At 53.2% G+C, this 5,976-nt stretch carries 3 tRNA genes and 3 rRNA genes; all 6 read right to left on the reverse strand.

The annotated features are described in order from the left end of the window. Window positions 1-101 precede the first annotated feature (101 nt). The 6 genes from FHS89_RS16125 to FHS89_RS16150 all read right to left on the reverse strand — a co-directional run bounded on the left by FHS89_RS16125 (window position 102) and on the right by FHS89_RS16150 (window position 5,734). Window positions 102-178: transfer RNA gene (locus FHS89_RS16125), tRNA-Met, on the reverse strand. 64 nt (window positions 179-242) lie between these two features. Then, a 5S ribosomal RNA gene (rrf, locus tag FHS89_RS16130) occupies window positions 243-357 on the reverse strand. 131 nt (window positions 358-488) lie between these two features. Further along, window positions 489-3,269: ribosomal RNA gene (locus FHS89_RS16135) — 23S ribosomal RNA — on the reverse strand. Window positions 3,270-3,784: 515 nt separating this feature from the next. Continuing rightward, window positions 3,785-3,860, reverse strand: a tRNA-Ala gene (locus FHS89_RS16140). Window positions 3,861-3,938: 78 nt separating this feature from the next. Further along, window positions 3,939-4,015: transfer RNA gene (locus FHS89_RS16145), tRNA-Ile, on the reverse strand. Window positions 4,016-4,271: 256 nt separating this feature from the next. Further along, a 16S ribosomal RNA gene (locus FHS89_RS16150) occupies window positions 4,272-5,734 on the reverse strand. Together the 16S, 23S and 5S rRNA genes with 3 tRNA genes alongside form the textbook arrangement of a ribosomal RNA operon. Window positions 5,735-5,976 lie beyond the last annotated feature (242 nt).

Consider the following 5,976-nt stretch of genomic DNA (forward strand, 5'->3'; position numbering starts at 1 on the left):
CATTGGGTTGTTTGCGTCCACAGTGCTTCCACACTCGGAAGGGCAACGCAAGCATTCTCGCGTTAGGCGAGGCTTAGGGCATTGTATTGCATGGGAGTATTTGGTTGCGGGAGTAGGATTTGAACCTACGACCTTCAGGTTATGAGCCTGACGAGCTACCGGGCTGCTCCATCCCGCGACCGGGCCGACGGGTATGTCGGGTGTTGTTTATTAGATCGTTTAGAGAGGAGTGTATTCGATGGGTTTGGCGGCGACCTACTCTCCCACGGCTTAAGCCGCAGTACCATTGGCGCGACGGGTCTTATCGTCCGAGTTCGGGAAGGGATCGGGAGTTTACCTCGTGCTGTGACCACCAAACCTATAGAATACACAGATCTATCGTTAAGGTTGATAGATCGTAAAACACGAGATTGTCTTATCCAGGTTGCACTGTTGGTTTTCTCACTGATGAGAATGTGTGTTGAGGCTGAGCCGGACTTCTACTGAAGCGGATCAAGCCAATCGGGCGATTAGTACTGGTCAACTGAATGCATTGCTGCACTTACATCTCCAGCCTATCGACGAGGTAGTCTACCTCGGCCCTAATAGGGAGATCTGGTTTTGAGGGGGGCTTCCCGCTTAGATGCCTTCAGCGGTTATCCTGTCCGTTCATAGCTACCCTGCACTGCTGCTGGCGCAACAACAGGTCCACCAGTGGAACGTTCACCCCGGTCCTCTCGTACTAGGGGCAACTCCTCTCAAATCTCCTACACCCACGGCAGATAGGGACCGAACTGTCTCACGACGTTCTAAACCCAGCTCACGTACCACTTTAATCGGCGAACAGCCGAACCCTTGGGACCTGCTCCAGCCCCAGGATGTGATGAGCCGACATCGAGGTGCCAAACACTGCCGTCGATATGGACTCTTGGGCAGTATCAGCCTGTTATCCCCGGCGTACCTTTTATCCGTTGAGCGATGGCCCTTCCACGCGGGACCACCGGATCACTATGACCGACTTTCGTCTCTGCTCGACTTGTCAGTCTTGCAGTCAGGCGGGCTTCTGCCATTGCACTCGACGGTTGATTTCCGACCAACCTGAGCCCACCATCGCGCGCCTCCGTTACTCTTTGGGAGGCGACCGCCCCAGTCAAACTACCCGCCACAGAGGGTCCCGGATCCGGATAACGGACCGCGGTTAGACATCAAGCGTAACAAGGGTGGTATCTCAAGGATGGCTCCACGGGAACTGGCGTCCCCGCTTCAAAGCCCACCACCTATCCTGCACATGTCAGGCCTGATGCCAGTCTGAAGCTGTAGTAAAGGTGCACGGGGTCTTTCCGTCTGACCGCGGGAACCCCGCATCTTCACGGGGAATTCAATTTCGCTGAGTCTGCATTGGAGACAGCGGGGAAGTCGTTACGCCATTCGTGCAGGTCGGAACTTACCCGACAAGGAATTTCGCTACCTTAGGACCGTTATAGTTACGGCCGCCGTTTACCGGGGCTTCAATTCAGAGCTCTCACTCCTCCTCTTAACCTTCCGGCACCGGGCAGGCGTCAGACCCTATACGTCGTCTTGCGACTTCGCAGAGCCCTGTGTTTTTAGTAAACAGTCGCCACCCCCTAGTTTGTGCCCCCGGCCCATAGTTGCCTACGAACCGGGCCTCCTTCTCGCGAACTTACGGAGGCATTTTGCCGAGTTCCTTCAATGCAGTTCTCTCAAGCGCCTTGGTATTCTCTACCAGTCCACCTGTGTCGGTTTAGGGTACGGTCTCATGGAGGGCTATTTCCAGGGACTGCTAAACGGCTCACCCAATCCAATAAGGGCAAACAATCTTCGCAATCCGTCACATCCTCCTGGCCCAGGAATATTAACCTGGTTCCCATCGTCTACGCATTTCTGCCTCGACTTAGGGGCCGGCTCACCCTGCTCAGATTAGCTTTAAGCAGGAACCCTTGGACTTTCGGCGACAGTGTCTCTCACACTGTTTATCGCTACTCATGTCAACATTCTCACTTCTGTACGCTCCAGGATCGGTCACCCTCACCCTTCACCGCTGTACAGAACGCTCCGCTACCACGCACACATAAGTGTGCATCCAAAGCTTCGGCTCATGGCTTGAGCCCCGTTACATCTTCGCCGCAGGACAACTTATCTAGACCAGTGAGCTGTTACGCTTTCTTTAAAAGATGGCTGCTTCTAAGCCAACTTCCTGGTTGTTTTGGTCGTCCCACATGCTTTCCCACTTAGCCATGAATTAGGGGCCTTAGCTGTTGGTCAGGGCTGTTTCCCTTTCCACGCCGGACCTTAGCACCCGACGTGTGTCTGCCGTATAGTACTCCTGGGTATTCGGAGTTTGGTTAGGATCAGTAAGGCGGTAAGCCCCCATTACCCATCCAGTGCTCTACCCCCCAGGGTATTCGTACGACGCTCTACCTAAATAGATTTCGCGGAGAACCAGCTATCTCCGAGTTTGATTGGCCTTTCACCCCTAGGCACAGCTCATCCCGATCCTTTTCAACGGATGTGGGTTCGGTCCTCCAGTGCGTGTTACCGCACCTTCAACCTGGCCATGCCTAGATCACTCGGTTTCGGGTCTGATCCATCTAACTCATGCGCCCTATTAAGACTCGCTTTCGCTGCGCCTACACCTAACGGCTTAAGCTTGCTAGATAGACCAAGTCGTTGACCCATTATACAAAAGGTACGCCGTCACATCACAAGGATGCTCCGACTGTTTGTAGGCGTCCGGTTTCAGGATCTGTTTCACTCCCCTCGTCGGGGTGCTTTTCACCTTTCCCTCACGGTACTTGTTCGCTATCGGTCGGCAAGGAGTACTTAGCCTTGGAGGGTGGTCCCCCCATCTTCGAACAGGATTTCACGTGTCCCGCCCTACTTGATACATCCCATCATGCTTCGTGTACGGGGCTGTCACCCATATTGCCCGGCTTTCCATCCGGTTCCACTCACACTCAAGGCTTGGCTGGTCCGCGTTCGCTCGCCGCTACTAACGGAGTCTCTATTGATGTCCTTTCCTCCGGGTACTTAGATGTTTCAGTTCCCCGGGTTTGCTCTTTCAAACCTATATATTCAGTAAGAAAGTACCTGTCTCACCCGGCTATAAACTACTAACGCAGTTTATAACTGAATGTCAGGTGGGTTGCCCCATTCGGAAATCCCTGGATCAACGCCTATTCTCGGCTCCCCAAAGCTTATCGCAGAGTATCACGTCCTTCATCGCCTCTTGCCGCCAAGGCATCCACCAAACGCCCTTATCGCGCTTGATCCGATCCAGAAGAAGTCCGGCTTACGCCGGATCCATCTAGGATCAGCCTCAACATTCTCATATGAACCGTCCTGTCGGCAAACAGAGCCGGTTCATTTTCCCATGGGATATGCAAACGATACCGAAGTATCCTTTCACACATCCCGGTCAGTGTTTTCTGACTTGGAAAGACTGTTTCCTTTGATCTAGCGCTCGCGCGCCACTTGCTCCTTCCGGCCTTCGACCGACCCCATCCCCAAAAGGATGCGTGCGCAACAGTATTGGAAGATACCATCACACCAAAAAGACAAGTACGATCCATGTCACTTCACACTTGAAGCAACACAAGAAACGTCTCGTGTTTTTCTCTCTATACGATGTAAATCGTTTGAATAATCAAACGTCTAAGATCATCAACATGACCTTAGAGATTTGATCGTGTGTCAGCCCGATGACCAACCCCGCACCAGATAGGCTCTCAATGATTGCCGCGCAATCAACTGCCAAATGCTTCCAATTTGCTCCGCAAATTGTAAGTGGTGGAGCCTAGCGGGATCGAACCGCTGACCTCCTGAATGCAAATCAGGCGCTCTCCCAGCTGAGCTAAGGCCCCAAGTGCTTTTACAAAGCGCTCTCATTGATTGCTGCGCAATCAACTGTCGCGCAACGTCTTTTGACTTGCCAAAAGACTTGGTGGGTCGAGGAGGACTTGAACCTCCGACCTCACGCTTATCAGGCGTGCGCTCTAACCACCTGAGCTACCGACCCAGTTGACTTTGCATCGGCAAAGTCGACGTCGCCCGGCAGGCGTTTGCAAAAAGCAAATGCCGAGAGGGCCGAACCACTCGCTTACGGTGATTGCTGCGCAATAACCTACCGCGATTCCGCAATCGCCTCCGGCGATCGCTCTTGATGAAGGGATATGAGGACGGTCCCGATCGGACCTTCAGAGTATATAAGAGACTTACGTCTCTGCTAAGTTGATCCTCAGATTGGCAAGCCAATCTAACAGGATCGTCCTTAGAAAGGAGGTGATCCAGCCGCAGGTTCCCCTACGGCTACCTTGTTACGACTTCACCCCAGTCGCTGATCCTACCGTGGCCGCCTGCCCCCCGAAGGTTAGCGCAGCGTCGTCGGGTAGAACCAACTCCCATGGTGTGACGGGCGGTGTGTACAAGGCCCGGGAACGTATTCACCGCGTCATGCTGTTACGCGATTACTAGCGATTCCGACTTCATGGGGTCGAGTTGCAGACCCCAATCCGAACTGAGACAGCTTTTGGGGATTAACCCATTGTCACTGCCATTGTAGCACGTGTGTAGCCCACCTTGTAAGGGCCATGAGGACTTGACGTCATCCCCACCTTCCTCCGGCTTATCACCGGCGGTTCCCCTAGAGTGCCCAACTAAATGCTGGCAACTAAGGGCGAGGGTTGCGCTCGTTGCGGGACTTAACCCAACATCTCACGACACGAGCTGACGACAGCCATGCAGCACCTGTATGTGATCCAGCCGAACTGAAAGAACCATCTCTGGTCCCGCGATCACTATGTCAAAAGGTGGTAAGGTTCTGCGCGTTGCTTCGAATTAAACCACATGCTCCACCGCTTGTGCGGGCCCCCGTCAATTCCTTTGAGTTTTAATCTTGCGACCGTACTCCCCAGGCGGAATGCTTAAAGCGTTAACTGCGTCACCGAATTGCATGCAACCCGACGACTGGCATTCATCGTTTACGGTGTGGACTACCAGGGTATCTAATCCTGTTTGCTCCCCACACTTTCGTACCTCAGCGTCAGTATCGAGCCAGTGAGCCGCCTTCGCCACTGGTGTTCCTCCGAATATCTACGAATTTCACCTCTACACTCGGAATTCCACTCACCTCTCTCGATCTCTAGACTGTTAGTTTTGGAGGCAGTTCCAGGGTTGAGCCCTGGGATTTCACCCCCAACTTTCCAGTCCGCCTACGTACGCTTTACGCCCAGTAATTCCGAACAACGCTAACCCCCTCCGTATTACCGCGGCTGCTGGCACGGAGTTAGCCGGGGTTTCTTTACCTGCTACAGTCATTATCTTCACAGGCGAAAGAGCTTTACGATCCTAAGACCTTCTTCACTCACGCGGCATGGCTAGATCAGGGTTGCCCCCATTGTCTAAGATTCCCCACTGCTGCCTCCCGTAGGAGTCTGGGCCGTGTCTCAGTCCCAGTGTGGCTGATCATCCTCTCAAACCAGCTATGGATCGTAGGCTTGGTAGGCCATTACCCCACCAACTACCTAATCCAACGCGGGCCGATCCTCCTCCGATAAATCTTTCCCCCGAAGGGCGTATGCGGTATTAGTCATCGTTTCCAATGATTATTCCGCAGAAGAGGGTACGTTCCCACGCGTTACTCACCCGTCCGCCGCTCCCTCCGAAGAGAGCGCTCGACTTGCATGTGTTAGGCCTGCCGCCAGCGTTCGTTCTGAGCCAGGATCAAACTCTCAAGTTGAAACGACCATAACAGCCGTTCTTGACGTTCGAACCTTCGCACATCCAGACATCAAGGCCTAAACCTCAACATCCGTCTATCAAGCTGCTATGTCCAAAAACATAACAACGTGAAGCTGACACACTATCATCGACCATCGCTGGCCTAAGTGCCGGATATGCAAACTTCTTCAATCGATCCCTAAAGACCTAACCAAAACCGCCCACATATCCCTTCATCAAAGATATATATGTCAAAGAGCT

This window comes from Rubricella aquisinus, assembly GCF_014199445.1.
In the GTDB taxonomy this organism is placed as follows: Bacteria; Pseudomonadota; Alphaproteobacteria; order Rhodobacterales; family Rhodobacteraceae; genus Rubricella; species Rubricella aquisinus.